Source organism: Mesorhizobium sp. M0768, from assembly GCF_040320195.1.
Classification (GTDB): domain Bacteria; phylum Pseudomonadota; class Alphaproteobacteria; order Rhizobiales; family Rhizobiaceae; genus Mesorhizobium.
On record NZ_JAMYPD010000002.1, the window covers coordinates 244,267 to 260,460 of the forward strand.

Annotated in this window: 13 protein-coding genes; 8 read left to right on the forward strand and 5 right to left on the reverse strand. The window is 64.4% G+C overall.

The features are described 5' to 3' along the window. Positions 1-69: 69 nt before the first annotated feature. From NKI08_RS03500 to NKI08_RS03525, 6 genes are all read left to right on the forward strand, one after another. Positions 70-996 carry a LysR family transcriptional regulator gene (locus tag NKI08_RS03500; protein WP_023676350.1) on the forward strand — a complete coding sequence of 309 codons (927 nt, stop codon included), beginning with the start codon at positions 70-72 and terminating at the stop codon, positions 994-996. Between the two features lie 304 nt (positions 997-1,300). Beyond that, on the forward strand, positions 1,301-2,455 hold the full coding sequence (locus tag NKI08_RS03505; RefSeq protein WP_352767219.1) for an ABC transporter substrate-binding protein: 1,155 nt from the start codon (positions 1,301-1,303) through the stop codon (positions 2,453-2,455). A 190-nt stretch (positions 2,456-2,645) separates the two neighbouring features. After that, positions 2,646-3,641, forward strand: coding sequence for an ABC transporter ATP-binding protein (locus NKI08_RS03510; RefSeq protein ID WP_352767221.1), 996 nt, complete (start codon positions 2,646-2,648; stop codon positions 3,639-3,641). A 14-nt stretch (positions 3,642-3,655) separates the two neighbouring features. After that, a complete protein-coding gene (locus NKI08_RS03515) occupies positions 3,656-4,606 on the forward strand; it encodes an ABC transporter permease (RefSeq protein WP_352540499.1) in 951 nt (316 codons plus the stop codon). Further along, the gene (locus tag NKI08_RS03520; RefSeq protein WP_023676345.1) at positions 4,596-5,411 is read left to right on the forward strand and encodes an ABC transporter permease; all 816 of its coding nucleotides are present in this window, start codon (positions 4,596-4,598) and stop codon (positions 5,409-5,411) included. The genes NKI08_RS03515 and NKI08_RS03520 overlap by 11 nt, the downstream gene beginning before the upstream one ends. Positions 5,412-5,436: 25 nt before the next feature. Then, a complete protein-coding gene (locus NKI08_RS03525; protein WP_352767223.1) occupies positions 5,437-6,864 on the forward strand; it encodes a gamma-aminobutyraldehyde dehydrogenase in 1,428 nt (475 codons plus the stop codon). A gap of 39 nt (positions 6,865-6,903) precedes the next feature. Here NKI08_RS03525 and nhaA read toward each other — a convergent pair whose 3' ends face one another. The 5 genes from nhaA to NKI08_RS03550 all read right to left on the reverse strand — a co-directional run bounded on the left by nhaA (position 6,904) and on the right by NKI08_RS03550 (position 13,815). Further along, on the reverse strand, positions 6,904-8,097 hold the full coding sequence (nhaA, locus tag NKI08_RS03530) for a Na+/H+ antiporter NhaA (RefSeq protein ID WP_352767225.1): 1,194 nt from the start codon (positions 8,095-8,097) through the stop codon (positions 6,904-6,906). A gap of 91 nt (positions 8,098-8,188) precedes the next feature. Further along, positions 8,189-8,752: an ActR/PrrA/RegA family redox response regulator transcription factor gene (locus NKI08_RS03535; protein ID WP_023676342.1), complete on the reverse strand. Its 564-nt coding sequence runs from the start codon at positions 8,750-8,752 to the stop codon at positions 8,189-8,191. Positions 8,753-8,815: 63 nt separating this feature from the next. Next, positions 8,816-10,141, reverse strand: a complete 1,326-nt coding sequence (locus tag NKI08_RS03540) for an ActS/PrrB/RegB family redox-sensitive histidine kinase (protein WP_352767227.1) — start codon at positions 10,139-10,141, stop codon at positions 8,816-8,818. 89 nt (positions 10,142-10,230) lie between these two features. Then, the gene (gene hrpB, locus NKI08_RS03545) at positions 10,231-12,849 is read right to left on the reverse strand and encodes an ATP-dependent helicase HrpB (RefSeq protein ID WP_352767229.1); all 2,619 of its coding nucleotides are present in this window, start codon (positions 12,847-12,849) and stop codon (positions 10,231-10,233) included. 75 nt (positions 12,850-12,924) lie between these two features. Next, positions 12,925-13,815, reverse strand: coding sequence for a DMT family transporter (locus NKI08_RS03550; protein ID WP_352448474.1), 891 nt, complete (start codon positions 13,813-13,815; stop codon positions 12,925-12,927). 27 nt (positions 13,816-13,842) lie between these two features. Between NKI08_RS03550 and NKI08_RS03555 the strand changes: the two genes are divergently transcribed. After that, positions 13,843-14,532, forward strand: a complete 690-nt coding sequence (locus NKI08_RS03555) for a PIG-L deacetylase family protein (protein WP_352448473.1) — start codon at positions 13,843-13,845, stop codon at positions 14,530-14,532. Between the two features lie 212 nt (positions 14,533-14,744). Further along, on the forward strand, positions 14,745-16,076 hold the full coding sequence (locus tag NKI08_RS03560) for an ABC transporter substrate-binding protein (RefSeq protein ID WP_352448472.1): 1,332 nt from the start codon (positions 14,745-14,747) through the stop codon (positions 16,074-16,076). Positions 16,077-16,194 lie beyond the last annotated feature (118 nt).

Below are 16,194 nucleotides of genomic sequence, written 5' to 3' on the forward strand. Positions count from 1 at the left end.
TGAGCTCTGTCGGGAGATCTGCTCCAGCACCCACTTCCCAGCGCCGCGTCTGCCGTGTTTAGTCCGGCCATGGCTTTCACCATCCGCCAATTGCAGTTCTTCATCGCCGTCGCCGAGCAGGGCACGGTGTCGGGCGCCGCCCAGAACCTGTCGATCTCGCAATCGTCGGTCACCGAGGCGATCAAGGAGCTGGAGCACGATCTCGGCGTCGAGCTGTTCGAGCGCCACCCGCGCGGCTTGAACATCACCCACAAAGGCCACCAGTTCCTGCGCCATGCGAGAAAGATCCTGGCCGACGTTTCCGATGCGCGCCGCGCCTTCTTCGGCGAACAGGCCGCGGCAAGCGGGCGGCTGCAACTTGGCGTCACCTCGCTGGTCGCCGGCTATGTGCTTTCCGATCTTCTTGCCCGCTACCGCCGCGCCTATCCGGGTGTCGAGGTCTCGGCGATCGAGGACAATGGCGACTATCTCGAGCACCTGTTAATTGGCGGCAAGCTCGACATTGCCGTCATGGTCACCTCGAACCTGCGCGACCGCACGGCACTGCAGTCCGAAATCCTCGAAGTCTCGGCCTACCGGCTGTGGCTGCCGCTCGGCCACCCCTTGGCCGGTGCCGACATCATCGGCATCGGCGACATCGCCTCGGAACCGCTGATCATGCTGACCGTCGACGAGATCGAGGAGAATACCGGAAAGCTGCTGACGGCAATCGGCGCCAAGCCGCATGTCGCCTTCCGCACCCGCTCGGTCGAAGCGGTGCGCAGCCTCGTCGCTACCGGCGCCGGCGTGGCGCTGCTGCCCGACCTCGTCTACCGGCCATGGTCGCTGGAAGGCGACCGCATCGAATCGCGCGATATTTCGGGGTCGTTGCCGGTCGTCCAGGTCGGCATGGTCTGGCGGCGCGGCTCCGGTCTGCCGCAGGCGGCGCGCGACTTCATCGGACTTGCCCAGTCGCAGCGCATGGTGCGCCAACGGCCCGAGAAGATTGGCCGCTGACGTATCGGAAAAATCGATATCGGCTTTCTGATAAATGAATTTGCGAAACCGGAAATTTCGCAGCACTTTTCGGTCAGGGAACAAAGCTGCCGTTAGAGCGACGTGCGTCCAATTGGACGCACATAGTACGCTCTAAGACTTTTAGTTTTCGCATCGGGCTTTCCGAAAATCGATTCCGATTTTCGGGTCGATGCGAGGAGCACGGCCCTTCAGAGCCGCGCATCCAACGTTTTTGAACGGGCGCATGACCTTCTTCCGAAACCCGAAACCGGTTTCGAGGTCATGCAAAAATGGGAGATCGACGATGAATTCATTGCTGAAATCATGCACTGCCTTGACGGTCGCGCTGAGCTTCTCCGGCCAGGCCATCGCCCAGGTGAAGGAGCTCGGCAAAGGCGAAGGCGAGGTCAATATCGTCGCCTGGCCGGGCTATATCGAGCGCGGCGAAACCGACAAGGCCTATGATTGGGTCACTTCGTTCGAGAAGGAAACCGGCTGCAAGGTCAACGTCAAGACCGCCAACACCTCCGATGAGATGGTCTCGCTGATGAACGAGGGCGGCTTCGATCTCGTCACCGCCTCGGGCGACGCTTCGCTGCGCCTTGTCGCCGGCAAGCGCGTCCAGCCGATCAACACCGACCTCATACCGAGCTGGAAGACGGTCGACGACCGGCTGAAGGATGCGCCCTGGTTCACCGTCGGCGGAGTCCATTACGGCGTCCCCTATCAGTGGGGGCCTAACGTGCTGATGTACAACACCGAAGTGTTCAAGGAGGCGCCGAAGAGCTGGAACGTGGTCTTCGAGGAAATGAAGCTTCCCGACGGCAAGTCGAACAAGGGCCGCGTCCAGGCCTATGACGGGCCGATCCACATCGCCGACGCTGCCAATTACCTGATGGCTCACAAGCCGGAGCTCGGCATCAAGGATCCGTACGAACTGACCGAGGATCAGTACAAGGCGGCGCTCGACCTGCTGCGGGTCCAGCGTACGCTGGTCGGACGCTATTGGCACGACGCCGCCATCCAGGTCGACGATTTCCAGAACGAAGGCGTCGTCGCCTCCGGTTCCTGGCCCTACCAGGTAAACACGCTGATCGCGGCCAAGAAGCCGGTCGCCTCGACTATCCCCGAGGAGGGCGTCACCGGCTGGGCCGATACCACGATGATGGAGGCCGATGCTGCCCACCCAAACTGCGCCTACATGTGGATGGAGCATTCGCTGTCGCCAAAAGTGCAGGGCGACGTCTCCGCCTGGTTCGGCTCGCTGCCGGTGGTGCCCGCCGCCTGCGAGGGCAACGAACTGCTCGGCGAGGAAGGCTGCAAGACCAACGGTTACGACAATTTCGACAAGATCAAGTTCTGGAAGACGCCGGTCTCGAAATGCGCCACCCAGAACGACCAGTGCGTGCCCTATTACCGCTGGGTGTCGGACTATATCGGCGTCATCGGCGGGCGGTGAGTTCGCCTCACCTACGAAGCTCGGCGCTGCCCCTCACCCTTACCCTCTCCCGGTGAAGAACCGGGGGGTCGCCAGCGTTGCAGCGCCTCCCTTCTCCCCGTCCACTATACGAGGAGAAGGTGCCGGCAGGCGGATAAGAGGCAGCGCTACCGCCTGAAATTTGATGAGCCTGACAGATCAGGACAGCCCCATGACCTCCGCCGTTTCCTTCCAAAACGTCTCTCGCCATTTCGGCAGCGTGCGTGCCGTTGACGCGGTCGATCTCGACATCGTGCCGGGCGAGTTCTTTGCCATGCTCGGGCCTTCCGGCTCGGGCAAGACGACGTGCCTGCGCCTCATCGCCGGTTTCGAGCAGCCGACGGCGGGCTCGATCTCGATCTTCGGCGAACGCGCCGAGGGCGTGCCGCCCTATCGCCGCAACGTCAACACCGTGTTCCAGGATTATGCGCTGTTCCCGCATTTCAACGTGCTCGACAACGTCGCCTATGGGCTGATGGTCAAGGGCGTCGGCAGACCGGAGCGGCAACAGGCGGCGGAAGAAGCGCTGGCGCTGGTGCGGCTTCCCGGCTACGGCGCCCGTCGCCCTGGCCAGCTTTCCGGCGGCCAGCGCCAGCGCGTCGCGCTCGCCCGTGCGCTGGTCAACCAGCCCAAGGTGCTGTTGCTCGACGAGCCGCTCGGCGCCCTCGACCTCAAGCTTCGCGAAAACATGCAGGAGGAGTTGAAATCGCTGCAGAAGGCGCTCGGCATCACCTTCGTGTTCGTCACCCACGACCAGGGCGAAGCGCTGTCGATGGCCGACCGCGTGGCCGTCTTCAATGACGGCAAGATCATGCAGATCGGCACGCCGGAAGACATCTACCAGCGCCCCAAGACCCGCTTCGTCGCCGATTTCGTCGGCTCGTCCAACGTGCTGCCGCCGGATTTCGTCCAGCGCTATGCCGGCCAGTATCGCTGGGGCAGCCTGCGGCCCGAATCCATCCGTATTGGCCGGGCCAACGGCGAAGGGGTTGCCGCCCGCCTGGTCTCGACCAACTATCTCGGCGCCACGACAAGACTGGCGCTCGATGCAGAGGGCTTGCGGCTGCATGCCATCGTGCCGGCGGGTGCTGTGCTGCCGGGGGACGGCGAGGCGGTGGTGCTCACCTTCAAGCGCGAGCATTTGCATTTGATGGACGAGCTCGGATGAGCCTCGACACCGTCATGCCGCGCGCCACGCCGCCCGCCATCCTGCCGCGAAGCGGCGGCCTGCGTGGCGCGGTGTCGGATATTTTTTGGCGACAGCCGAAGCTGCTGTTGCTCCTCATGCTGCTGCCGCCGGTTTTGTGGCTCGGCATCGTCTATATCGGCTCGCTCTTCGCATTGCTTTTGCAGAGCTTCTTTTCGATCGACGAGTTCTCCGGCCTGATCAACCGGCAATTCACGCTGAAGACCTATGGCGACCTGCTGCAGGCCGCCAATCTCGACATTATCCTGCGCACGGTGACAATGGCGGCGCTGGTGACGCTGGCTGCGGCGGTCATCGCCTTTCCCATCGCCTATTACGCGGCGCGCTATGCGCGCGGCCGTTGGAAGGCGCTGTTTTATCTCGGCGTCATGCTGCCGCTGTGGTCGAGCTACCTGGTCAAGATCTATGCCTGGAAGCTGATCCTGGCCAAGGAAGGCATCCTGACATGGCTGCTGGCCAAATTGCATCTTCTCTGGCTGCTTGATGCCTGGCTATCGCTGCCGGTCGTCGGCGGCAACTCATTGTCGGTCTCCTCAACCGGCACCTTCATCGTCTTCGTCTATGTCTGGCTGCCATTCATGATCCTGCCGGTGCAGGCCGCACTCGAGCGCGTGCCGGGCAATTTGGTCGAGGCTTCGTCCGATCTCGGCGCCTCGCCCGGCCAGACCTTCGGCAACGTGCTGTTCCCGCTGGCGCTGCCCGGCATCGTTGCCGGCTCGATCTTCACCTTCTCGCTGACGCTCGGCGACTACATCATTCCTCAGATCATCGGCACCTCGCGGCTGTTCATCGGCCAGGCCGTCTATTCGCAGCAAGGCACCGCCGGCAACATCCCGCTCGCCGCCGCCTTTACCGTGGTGCCCATCGTCATCATGGGGTTCTATCTCTGGGGCGCCAAGCGCATGGGGGCTTTCGATGCGCTCTGACCGTGGCCCATCCGCGCCGATCGGCCTGAAGCTCGCTGCCACCGGCGGCCTGCTGTTTCTGCACCTGCCGATCCTGCTGATCTTCGTCTATGCCTTCACCACCGAGGAGAAGAGCTTCGTCTGGCCGCCGCCGGGCCTGACCACGCAATGGTTCGCCGTCACCTGGAACCGCCCCGACGTCTGGCAGGCACTGTCGTTGTCTGTGCGGGTCGCGGCGATCTCGACTGCCATCGCTCTGATCCTCGGCACGCTGTGCGCAGCCGCCGTGTCCCGCACAAAATTCTTCGGCCGCGAAACCATCTCGCTGCTGGTCATCCTGCCGATCGCGCTGCCCGGCATCATCACCGGCATCGCGCTGCGCTCGGCCTTCGCGCTGGCCGAAATCCCGTTCTCGTTCTGGACGATCGTGCTCGGCCACGCCACTTTCTGCGTGGTCGTCGTCTACAACAATGCGGTCGCCCGTTTCCGCCGCACGTCCGGCTCGATGATCGAGGCGTCGATGGATCTCGGCGCCGATGGTTTCCAGACCTTTCGGCATGTCGTGCTGCCCAACATCGCAACCGCGCTGCTGGCCGGCGGCATGCTTGCCTTTGCGCTGTCCTTCGACGAGGTCATCGTCACCACCTTCACCGCCGGCCAGCAGCAGACGGTGCCGATCTGGATGCTCGAAGAATTGATCCGTCCGCGCCAGCGTCCGGTCACCAATGTCGTGGCGATGGTGGTAGTGCTGGTGACGCTGCTCCCAATCCTCGCTGCCTATTACCTGACCCGCGACGGCGACCAGATCGCCGGTTCGGGCAAATGATCTCGTTCATAAGGGAGAGACTTCCATGGACACGCAGATGCTGATCGGCTCGAAATTCGAAAAAGGCACCGAGACCGAGGAGCCGATCCTCAACCCGAGAACCGGGGCGACCATCCTCAATCTGCCTGAGGCCAGCCCAGCGCAGATCGAGGCGGCCGTGCTTGCTGCCGAAAACGCCTTCGTCACCTGGTCCCGCACAACACCGGCGCAGCGCGCCGGCTATCTCCTGAAGATCGCCGATCGCATCGAGGCTGCTGCACAGGATTTCGCGGCGCTCGAGGCGCTGAACTGCGGCAAGCCGATCAATGCCGTGCTCAATGACGAGATCCCGGCGATCGTCGACTGCTACCGCTTCTTTGCCGGCGCGGTCCGCTCGATGCCCGGCCAGGTCGCCGGCGAATACATTCCCGGCCACACCTCGATGGTCCGCCGCGACGCCATCGGCGTTGTCGCGTCGATCGCGCCGTGGAACTATCCGCTGATGATGATGGCCTGGAAGCTGGCGCCGGCGATTGCCGGCGGCAACACCGTCGTCTTCAAGCCGTCGGAACAGACGCCGCTGACCGCGCTGAAGCTGGCGAAAATCCTTGCCGAGATCCTGCCGGAAGGCGTCGTCAACGTCGTGCTCGGTCGCGGCGACAGCGTCGGCAACACGCTGATCAACCACCCGAAGGTCAACATGATCTCGATCACCGGCGACGTCGCCACCGGCAAGAAGGTGCTGCAGGCTGCCGCCAAATCGGTCAAGCGCACGCATCTCGAGCTCGGCGGCAAGGCGCCGGTCATCGTTTTCGACGACGCCGATCTCGGCGCGGTGGTCAACGGCCTGCGCGCCTTCGGCTATTACAATGCCGGCCAGGACTGCACCGCCGCCTGCCGCATCTACGCCGGCAAGAAGATCTACGACAAGCTCGTCGCCGACCTCTCCGCCGCCGTCTCGACCATTAAGTATGATCATCCTGACGATACCGAAAACGAGATCGGCCCGCTGATCTCGCGTCGCCAGCGCGACCGCGTCTCGAGCTTCGTCGAGCGCGCCTCTGAGCTCAAGCACATCGAGATCACCACGGGCGGCAAGCCGGGCGAGGGCTCCGGCTTCTTCTACCAGCCGACCGTCGTCGCCGGCGCGCTGCAGGAGGACGAGATCGTGCGCCGCGAAGTGTTCGGTCCGGTGGTCTCGGTCACCCGCTTTTCCGAAGTCGACGAAGCGGTGAACTGGGCCAATGATTCTGACTACGGCCTGGCGTCGTCGGTGTGGACCAAGGATGTTTCGCGGGCCATGGCGACGGCCGCCCGGCTGCAATATGGCTGCACCTGGATCAACACCCATTTCATGCTGACCAACGAGATGCCGCATGGCGGGTTGAAACAATCCGGCTACGGCAAGGACATGTCGCTCTACGCGCTGGAGGACTATACCGCCGTCCGGCACGTCATGGTTGCGCACGGGTAGCGCGAAACGGTGGCCTGAAGGCCGAAAGAGACTGCGCGACTATTCTTCCGCCTCCTGCGCCCCGTCCGCGGCCGGCGCCACCAGCAGCACGGCGGCGCCGAGGAGCGCGGCGATGAAGGAGCCGGCGAGGATGCCGACCTTGACCGCGTCCTGCAGGGCGACGTCGCCGGCGAAGGCGAGCAGGCCGATGAACAGGCTCATGGTGAAACCGATGCCGCAGAGCAGCGAAATGCCGACCATGTGCAGCCAGTCGGCATTGACCGGCAGATCGGCGAAGCCAAGCCGGATGGCAAGCGCGGAAGACCCGAACACGCCGACCAGCTTGCCGGCGACGAGCCCGGCGGCGACGCCGAGCGTCAGCGGCTCGGCCAGGGCGGCAGCGCTGAGACCGGCGAGCGAGACGCCGGCGTTGGCAAAGCCGAAAATCGGGATGACAAAAAAGGCGACGACTTTGTGCAGGCCGTGTTCGAGCCGGTGCAGCGGCGAATGGTCGAGATCATGGCCGCTGCCCGGCGATATCTTCAGCGGTATGGTGAGGGCCAGCGCGACGCCGGCGAGCGTCGCATGGACGCCCGATTTGAGCACCAAAACCCACAGAACGATGCCGAGCAAGATGTACGGCAGCAGCGTCAGCACCCGCATGCGGTTGAGCACCACCAGCAGCGCGATCACGGCGAAGGCGGCGCCGAGATAGGCGAGCGAGAGGCCGCTGGTATAGAACACCGCGATGATGAGCACCGCGCCGAGATCGTCGATGATGGCAAGCGCCGTGAGGAATATCTTCAGCGAACCCGGGACGCGGCTGCCGAGCAGCGACAGCACGCCGAGCGCAAAGGCGATATCGGTGGCGGTTGGGATCGCCCAGCCGGACAGAGCGGCTGGATTGTTGCGGTTGATGGCGACGTAGACCAGTGCCGGCGCTGCCATGCCGCCGGCGGCGGCGATGCCGGGCAGCACGCGGCGCGGCCAGGTCGACAGCTGGCCGTCAAGCATTTCGCGCTTGATCTCGAGGCCGACCAGCAGGAAGAACACCGCCATCAGGCCGTCATTGATCCAGTGCGAGACGCTGAGCGGTCCGAGATAGGCATGGAGGGCGGAGAAATAAGCCTCGCCCAGCGGCGAATTGGCGACGATCAGGGCCAAGGCCGCCGCAGCCATCAGGATGAGGCCGCCGGCCGCCTCGCTGTCGAGGAATTCGCGCAGCATGGAGACCAGCCGCTTTTCGTCCTGCATGTCGCCTCCGTCGTATCAGCGGCAAGGTCCGACACCGCCAAGCGATGATGCGCAAACAGCGCTGGCCGGGCAAGCCTGTAATGAGAGCCCTTTAGCGCGGCGCGCGCTTGGCGAGGATGCGTTGCAGCGTGCGGCGATGCATGTTCAGGCGGCGTGCGGTTTCCGAGACGTTGCGGTCGCACATTTCGTAGACGCGCTGGATGTGTTCCCAGCGCACGCGATCGGCCGACATTGGATTTTCTGGCGGCGCTGCGCGTTCGCCCGCGGTGCGGGTCAGGGCGGCAAAAATATCGTCGGCATCGGCCGGCTTCGACAGATAGTCGATGGCGCCGAGCTTTACCGCCGTCACCGCAGTGGCGATGTTGCCGTAGCCGGTGAGGATGATGGCGCGGGCGTCGTCGCGCTTCTCGCGAATCGCGGCGACGACGTCGAGGCCGTTGCCGTCGGCCAGCCGCATGTCGACCACCGCATAGGCCGGCGGATTGGCGCGCGCCTTGGCAACCGCCTCCTCGACGCTCTCCGCCGTCTCGACCACGAAACCCCTGGTTTCCATGGCGCGGGCAAGCCGCGTCAGGAACGGCTTGTCGTCGTCCACGATCAGCAGCGAGGTGTCCTCGCCTTCGACCATTGCGCCAATCGTTTCGTCAGTACTCATCGTGCTGAAAATCCTGCTGCCTGATTTTTACGCAAATATAGTTTCGCAACGCTATTGTCCAATTTAGGCCGTGTCGAACATGGTGGCCGAAGCCTGCTCGGGATTGAGGAAGACGCTGCGCGGCCACGATATCTGCACGATAGCGCCGTCGCCGGGCTCGCTTGAGTTGCGGAAATCGAGCGTCGCGCCGGAGCGTTCGAGCAAGGTCTTGGCGATGAATAGGCCGAGGCCGAGGCCGCCGCCGGCTTCGGTGCCTTGTCGCGTCGACATATAGGGTTCTCCGATACGGTCGATGATCTCCGGTGGAAAGCCCGGCCCGTCGTCGATGATCGAGAAGCTGACGGCGGCTTCATTCCAGTTCCAGCGCACTGTCACGCTGTTGCGGGCGAAGTCGACCGCGTTCTCGACCAGATTGCCGAGGCCGTAAATGACGCCGGGATTGCGCCGGCCCACCGGCTCCGGGCCGATGCGCTCGCCCGGCCGAAGCTTGATCGAAATGCCGAAATCGCGGTGTGGCGCCGTCACCTCCTCGACCAGCGAGGTCAGCGGCAGGCGCGAGAGGTGCACCTCGCTCTCGGAGGACAGGCTGGTCAGGCGCTTCAGGATTTCGCGGCAGCGCTCGCTCTGCGAACGCAGCAGCTTCACGTCCTCGCCGTATTTCGGATCTTCGCCAAGCGCCTTCTCCATCTCCTTGGCAACAAGCGTGATGGTGGCGAGCGGCGTGCCGAGTTCGTGCGCGGCGGCCGCGGCGAGGCCGTCGAGGGCCGAGAGATGCTGTTCTCGCTGCAGCACCAATTCCGTGGCGGCAAGCGCGTTGGCAAGCAGCCGCGCCTCCTCGGCCACCCGGAAGGCATAGATCGCGGTAAAGGCGATGGAGCAGAACACCGCCATCCACATGCCGGCGACATAGATGAACGGCATCGCCAATGGCGCCCCCTCATGCCAGGGCAGCGGCAGGTGGTAAAAGACCAGCAGCGTCGCCGCCACGATCACCAGCGCGCCGAGCATGGCGGTCAGCCGCAGCGGCAGCGACGTCGCCGAGACGACGACGGGCACGGTCATCAGCAGCGAAAACGGATTCGTAAGGCCGCCGGTCATGTAGAGCAGGCCGGCAAGCTGCAGGCTGTCGAAGGTCAGGATGGCGAAGGCCGAGAACGGGGTAAGCCGATGCGCCGCCGGATAGCGGAAAGTCAGCAAAAGGTTCATCCAGGCCGAACAGGCGATCAGCGCAAAACACATGCTGACCGGTAGCGGAAATTTCAGCCCGTAAGCGACCACAAGCACGGTCAGGCTCTGGCCGACGATGGCAAGCCAGCGCAACCTGATCAGCGTGTTGAGGCGCAGCCGCTGGCTTTGCTGGAAGTCGGGTGCGTGCAGGATGTTTATCATGGCCAGTGATTATAGAGGGGAAACAGCCGGAGGTCTTTTCCGAAAACCGTCGAAGCTGGGCCTCGGTTCGGGATGACAGTCTGGAAGCATCAGGTACCGCGCGGCTTGGCGCGGCTAGTGGCGGCGGCGAGAAGCGGGTTCTCCGGCCAGACATGCCTGGGATAGCGGCCGCGCATCTCTGCCCGCACATCGGCCCAGGAGCCGCGCCAGAAGCCGGGCAGGTCGCGCGTCGTCTGGATCGGCCGGTGCGCCGGCGACAGCAATTCGAGCGTCAGCGGCACAGTGCCGTTGGCGATCGCCGGATGCCGGTCGAGGCCGAACAGTTCCTGCACGCGGATCGCCAGCACCGGCCATTCGCCGTCATAGCGGATCGGCAGCCGGCTGCCCGACGGCGCGTCGAAATGGGTCGGCGCCAATGTGTCGATCTTGCGCTGCAATTCGTGCGGCACCAGCGTCATCAGGCCTTGCGAAAGCGCGCTGGGATCGATTGCCGCAAAGGATGCCGCGCCGGAAAGGAACGGCAGCAGCCAGTCGTCGAGGCGCTCGAGGAGCGCGGCATCGGAGACATCGGGCCATGGCACGCCGAGGCCGCGATGCAGCCAGCCGAGCCGCTGCCGCAACGTCTCCGCCTCCCTGTTCCACGGCAACAGGGACAGGCCGTGTTCGCGCAAGGCGTCGAGGATGGCGCGATCCGCGTCGGCACCGGTCGGCGCCGGCAGCATGCGTTCGGACAGCGTGATGGCGCCGAGGCGAACCGTTTCGCGCACCCGCACCGCGCGCCTGTCGCGGTCGAAGCTCACCTCGAGGCGGGCCTCGATCTTTTCCGCCAGCGCAGTGCGGATGTCGGCCTCATCGATGGCTGCCGCTGCGGTGATGCGGGCGTTCTGCGCCTTGCCCTGCAGGTCGGCGACGACGAGCCAGGTCTCGCCGGCCAGCGGATCGGAGGCGTCGAGCATGGCGCCCGAGCCGTTGGCAAGCACGAAGCGGCCACGCTCGCCGCGCGCTTTGGCGACCCGATCCGGCCAGGCATGGATGAGGAGAGCGCCGGCTGTGCTGCCCTCCCCCTTGAGGGGGTCGGAAGGACGGGCGAGACCCGTGGCTCGCCCCGGCGCGTCGATCCGCGTAGCGGATAGGGGTGGGGCCGCTTCGGGCACGCCATCGACGACCCCGCCCCGTCTCGCTCGTCTCGCTGCGCTCGGCTCGCTCGCCGACCCTCCCCTAGAGGGGAAGGGTGAAGCCTGCTTTGCCAGCCTCTCAGCCAGCTGCCGGGCGGCGGTGGCGCGCGGCGATCTTTCGGCGCGAAAGCGCAGCAGCCGCCGTTCGAGATCGGCACCATCGCCGCCAAGGCCACGCTCGGTCAATAATACGGCGAGCATCGCCGCCTCGAGCGCCTCTCCGGTCCTTGCCGCCTCGGCGACCATATGGGCAAGCCGCACCGGTAGCGCCAGCCTACGCATCGCGGCACCGGCATCCGTCAGGCGTCCTGCCGCATCGACAGCATCGAGCGCATGTAGCAGTACCCTCGCCTCGGTGAGCGCCGGAGCCGGCGGGGGGTCGAGGAAGGATAGACTGGTCGGATCGGCGACGCCGAACGCTGCGCTATCGAGCAACAGGCCGGAAAGATCGGCCTTGAGGATTTCCGGCGGCGTGAAGGCCGGCAGGGCCGCCGTCTGCTCGGCCCGCCACAACCGGATGGCGACGCCCGGCTGCGTGCGCCCGGCACGGCCGGCGCGCTGGTCGGCGGAAGCGCGGGAAGCACGTACCGTCTCCAGCCGCGTCAGGCCGCTCGCCGGTTCATAGCGCGGCAGCCGCGACAGGCCGGAATCGATGACGACGCGCACGCCGTCGATGGTGATGGAGGTTTCGGCGATCGACGTCGCCAGCACGACCTTGCGGCGGCCGAGCGGCGCCGGCTTGATCGCCGCGTCCTGCGCCTTGTTGTCGAGCATACCATAGAGCGGCACGATGTCGGTATCGGCGCCGACCTTGCCCGCCAGCCGCTCGGCGGTGCGCTCGATCTCGCGCTGGCCGGGCAGGAAAGCGAGCACGCTGCCCTCCTCCCCGGCAAGCGCCGAGCGGATCGCCTTGGCCATGGCGTCCTCGATGGTGACGCCGGCCGGCCGCTCGTCATAGCGGATGTCGACCGGGAAGGCGCGGCCTGCGCTCTCGATCACCGGCGCGCCGGACAGCAATTTTGCGACACGCGCGCCGTCGAGCGTTGCCGACATCACCAGCAATCTGAGTTCGGGCCTCAGCGCACCCTGCACGTCGAGCGCCAGCGCCAGCCCGAAATCGCCGTCGAGCGAGCGTTCGTGGAACTCGTCGAATAGCACCGCCGCGACACCAGGCAGTTCCGGGTCGTCGAGGATCATGCGGGACAGCACGCCTTCGGTGACGACGAGAACCCTGGTCTCTGCGGAACTGCGGTTTTCCATGCGCATGGCATAGCCGACGGTTTCGCCGGGGTCTTGGCCGAGCAATTCGGCCATGCGGCGGGCGGCAGCGCGGGCGGCGAGGCGGCGCGGCTCGAGCAGGATGATCTTTCCGGCGCCGAGCCATTCAGCGTCGAGCAGCGCCAGTGGAACCAGCGTCGTCTTGCCGGCACCGGGCGGCGCCACCAGCACGGCGCTGTTACCATGGCTCAGCGTTTCATTGAGCGCCGGCAAGACAACGGAGACCGGCAGGTCCGGCAAGGGTTTTGTCGTCATTGTGCTATGCTGTGCAGCCAGTTGGCAGCAACCGCATATCAGCGGTGGCGGTCGCGGCGCAACCTCGGCGCCGACTCAAAGCCTGGTCCGCGAAAACGGGTTCCAGCGCACCGTGCCGAGCCGCACCTCCTCGCGCACCATGGTCAGCAGGCCGGAACCGCCGACCACGGCCAAACCGACCAGCGACAGAAAATCCGGATATTCCCTGAAAAATAGCGCACCCAGAACCACCGCCCAGACGATCTGCGAGTAATGCGTCGGCGCGATGCGGTTGGCCGGTGCGTATTTGACCGCCAGCAGATGCAACAGCTGGCCGCCGGCGGTAAAGGCGCCGGCCAACACCAGCCAAGCCCATTGCCTGCCATCCGGCAGCGAGAACGAGGTAGCCGCCGCACCGGCGCCGTTGAAGAGCAGGCCGTAGCCGATCAGCACGCCGAGCATCGTCGTGCGCTTTTCCTGCGCGGCGAGCGAACGCATCAGGATCACATTGGTGGCGGCCAGGAAGGCGATGATGAACGCCGCCAGATGACCAAGGTGCAATTCGCGAAACCCCGGCCTGACGACCAGCATGACCCCGGCAAAGCCGGCGACCACCGCCAGCCACCGCCACGGGCCGACCTTCTCCTTGAGGACCAGCGTGGCTAGGATGGTGACGAACAGCGGCGCCAGAAAGATGAGCGCATAGACTTCCGCCAGCGGGATGGTGGTGAAGGCATAGACGCTGAGCACGCCCGAGGCGATGCCGGCCCAGGCCCGGGCCTGTACCGCCCAGGGCCGGTTGGTGCGCCAGAAATCGAGCCAGCGCTCGCCTGCCGGCCTGGCAAAGAGCAGAAAGCAGCCGGCAAACAATGTCGAGAAGAAGCCGATCTCGAAGACGTTGAACTGCCCGCCCAGGCTTTTGACAACGGCGTCGCTGCACGAATAGCTTGCATAGGCGATGAGTGCGAGCAGAATTCCGTTGGGCACGTTTTTCCATTTCCGGGAGAGATGAGAGTGAAGATATTGGCGCTTGGCGCGCATTCGGACGACATCGAGATCTTCATGTTCGGTACGATGGCGGCCTATGCCGCGCAAGGCGCAGAACTCTTTTTTGCCATAGCCACGGATGGCACCAGGGGCGGCTACGGCGATCCGTCAGCGCTGGCCCGCACGCGCCGCAAGGAGGCGATGGCGGCGGCCGGCCTGCTTGGCGTGACGCCGCGCTTCCTTGACTTTCCCGATGGCGGGCTGGTCGCGGATGCCGCGCTGATCGGGGCGCTCAAAGCACTGATCGGCGAGATAGGGCCGGATCTGGTGATAACGCATGCGCCGAACGACTATCATGGCGACCACCGCGCGCTGTCGGATGGCGTGCGCATCGCAGCGTCATTCTCGGTGCCGGTGCTACATGCCGACACGTTCGGCGGCACCGGGTTTTCGCCAACGCACTACGTCGACACCTCCAGGCATTTCGATCTCAAGGCGGAGGCGATCCGGGCGCACCAGTCGCAGGATCCCGAGCGTTTCGTCGACGCGGCGCGCACGCAGAACGCCTTTCGCGCCGGCCAGTGCAACGGCCCGGCCGGATCGTTTGCCGAGGCCTTCCGCTTCGAGCCAGTCTTCCCCTTCGCCGATATCCGCGCGCTGCTGCCGCCGGCCCCAGTGATCCGTCCGGTGGCTGTCAGCAACAAGACAGTGACCTAGACCGGTCGCCGCAACTTCTCACGTTGCTTTCCTGTCCAGCATGCTGCGGTGCAGCAACGAATTCGCTTGCCTTGTTTAGTAAAAATTGCATCACTAAACAAATTACTAAACATCCGGTGCGCCGCCGCGTCGTTGTGTTTGGGCCCCGGAGGAGGGGTTTAGCGGGCTCTTGAAGCCGTCATCCGGACGTGTTTCGCAAATGGGAGGAAGGCATGAAATCGACCTTGAAATTGGCGTTGGGACTGGCATCGACACTCTTTGCGTCGACAGCCGTTTCGAATGTCGCGCAGGCAGAAGATCTGACGCTTTGCTGGGCAGCCTGGGACCCGGCCAACGCGCTTGTGGAATTGTCCAAGGACTTCACCAAGGAAACCGGCATCGGCATGAAATTCGAATTCGTGCCGTGGACCAACTATGCCGATCGCTTTCTCAACGAGCTGAATTCGCACGGCAAGCTGTGCGACCTCATCATCGGCGACAGCCAGTGGATCGGCGGTGCCGCCGAGAACGGCCATTACGTCAAGCTGAACGACTTCTTCGACAAGGAGAAGATCAGCATGGATGATTTCGTGCCGGCGACCGTCGTCGGCTATTCGGAATGGCCGAAGAACTCGCCGAATTACTGGGCGCTGCCGGCCATGGGTGACGTCGTCGGTTGGACTTACCGCAAGGACTGGTTCTCCAAGCCGGAGCTGCGGAAGGAATTCAAGGAAAAGTACGGCTGGGATCTCGGCCCGCCGACGACCTTCGACCAATTGAAGCAGATCGCCGAATTCTTCCAGAAGCGCGACATCGACGGCAAGACCGTCTATGGCGCGTCGATCTACACCGAGCGCGGCTCGGAAGGCATCACCATGGGCGCCATGGACGTGCTCTACAGCTTCGGCTTCCAGTACGAAAACCCGAAAAAGCCCTACGAGATGGAAGGCTTCGTCAACTCCGATAAATCGGTGAAGGGCCTGGAGTTCTACAAAGCCCTCTACGATTGCTGCACCCCTCCCGGCGCCTCGAACAGCTACATGGGCGAAGGCGTCGATGCCTTCAAATCCGGCCAGGTGGCGATGCACATGAACTTCGCCTTCACCTGGCCAGGCCTGCAGAAGGACGAGAATGTCGGCGGCGACAAGATCGGCTATTTCGTCAATCCCAAAGGTCCGGACGGGGACCAGTTCGCCCAGCTCGGCGGCCAGGGCATCTCGGTGGTCTCCTATTCCGACAAGCAGGAAGCCGCGCTCAAATACATCAAATGGTTCGCCAATAAGGACGTGCAGTCCAAATGGTGGTCGCTCGGCGGCTATTCCTGCCTCAACGCGGTCGTCAAGGACCCGGCCTTCCCGGCCAGCCAGCCCTATGCGCAGACCTTCCTCGACTCGATGGCCATCGTGAAGGACTTCTGGGCCGAGCCGAGCTATGCCCCGCTGTTGCAGGCATCGCAGAAGCGCTTCCACGACTATGTCGTTGCCGGGCAAGGCTCGGCCAAGGATGCGCTCGACGGCCTCGTCAAGGACTGGACCGAGGTCTTCCAGGACGATGGCAAGATGTAGCCGGGGCAAGATGTAACCGGCTCCTCCCGAGCCCATGACCGAACCGTCCCGTGCCACTTGGCACGGGACACAGTTCAGATAAATTCCATTGTCAAAGACGAGCCAAGTGACCGAAGCA

What these genes read in the sequence shown, in the direction of transcription:
- NKI08_RS03500 (WP_023676350.1), top strand. Translation starts at nt 70, where the DNA reads ATGGCTTTCACCATCCGCCAATTGCAGTTCTTCATCGCCGTCGCCGAG.
- NKI08_RS03505 (WP_352767219.1), top strand. Translation starts at nt 1,301, where the DNA reads ATGAATTCATTGCTGAAATCATGCACTGCCTTGACGGTCGCGCTGAGC.
- NKI08_RS03510 (WP_352767221.1), top strand. Translation starts at nt 2,646, where the DNA reads ATGACCTCCGCCGTTTCCTTCCAAAACGTCTCTCGCCATTTCGGCAGC.
- NKI08_RS03515 (WP_352540499.1), top strand. Translation starts at nt 3,656, where the DNA reads ATGCCGCGCGCCACGCCGCCCGCCATCCTGCCGCGAAGCGGCGGCCTG.
- NKI08_RS03520 (WP_023676345.1), top strand. Translation starts at nt 4,596, where the DNA reads ATGCGCTCTGACCGTGGCCCATCCGCGCCGATCGGCCTGAAGCTCGCT.
- NKI08_RS03525 (WP_352767223.1), top strand. Translation starts at nt 5,437, where the DNA reads ATGGACACGCAGATGCTGATCGGCTCGAAATTCGAAAAAGGCACCGAG.
- nhaA (WP_352767225.1), bottom strand. Translation starts at nt 8,097, where the DNA reads ATGCAGGACGAAAAGCGGCTGGTCTCCATGCTGCGCGAATTCCTCGAC.
- NKI08_RS03535 (WP_023676342.1), bottom strand. Translation starts at nt 8,752, where the DNA reads ATGAGTACTGACGAAACGATTGGCGCAATGGTCGAAGGCGAGGACACC.
- NKI08_RS03540 (WP_352767227.1), bottom strand. Translation starts at nt 10,141, where the DNA reads ATGATAAACATCCTGCACGCACCCGACTTCCAGCAAAGCCAGCGGCTG.
- hrpB (WP_352767229.1), bottom strand. Translation starts at nt 12,849, where the DNA reads ATGACGACAAAACCCTTGCCGGACCTGCCGGTCTCCGTTGTCTTGCCG.
- NKI08_RS03560 (WP_352448472.1), top strand. Translation starts at nt 14,745, where the DNA reads ATGAAATCGACCTTGAAATTGGCGTTGGGACTGGCATCGACACTCTTT.